The organism is Paenibacillus sp. P46E (genome assembly GCF_001909095.1).
Lineage (GTDB): Bacteria > Bacillota > Bacilli > Paenibacillales > Paenibacillaceae > Paenibacillus_AQ > Paenibacillus_AQ helianthi.
In genome coordinates, this window is sequence record NZ_LVYZ01000012.1 from 1 (window position 1) to 767 (window position 767).

A 767-nucleotide genomic window follows, 5' to 3' on the forward strand; every position below is an offset into this window, starting at 1 on the left:
TACCGTCGCGTCCGGCGGCACCAAGCAGTGTCGGCAAGACGAATGAAACAGCAGTGAATGCGAACGACGGCTCGCTCACGAATGTGAGCACTGCAATGGAGTACAAGAAAGGCTCCGCAGGGACTTGGACGAACATATCGGGCACGAGCGTAACCGGACTTGCACCGGACACGTACTACGTCCGGACAAAAGCAACGTCGTCGGCATTTGCGTCAGGAGCGCAAAGCGTGACGGTTGACATGTTCACGGCCACACCGGAAACCACCCCGGCGGCAGTGATCGACTACACCGCCGAGCAGCTGACCGGCCTGACGTCAAACGGTTCCTACACCGTGAACGGTAATGCAGTTACGGCAGACGCTAACGGCAAGCTGGCGATCGACAGCAGCTGGCTGGGAACACCGCTGAGCATCGTGAAGAAGGGTAACGGCTCGACGACTACAGACAGCACAGCGCAGACGCTGAATGTACCGTCGCGTCCGGCGGCACCAAGCAGTGTCGGCAAGACGAATGAAACAGCAGTGAATGCGAACGACGGCTCGCTCACGAATGTGAGCACTGCAATGGAGTACAAGAAAGGCTCCGCAGGGACTTGGACGAACATATCGGGCACGAGCGTAACCGGACTTGCACCGGACACGTACTACGTCCGGACAAAAGCAACGTCGTCGGCATTTGCGTCAGGAGCGCAAAGCGTGACGGTTGACATGTTCACGGCCACACCGGAAACCACCCCGGCGGCAGTGATCGACTACACCGCCGAGCAG

At 59.1% G+C, this 767-nt stretch carries 1 pseudogene; it reads left to right on the forward strand.

The annotated features are described in order from the left end of the window. A pseudogene (locus A3849_RS32695) lies at window positions 1-767 on the forward strand (hypothetical protein); the annotation flags it as partial.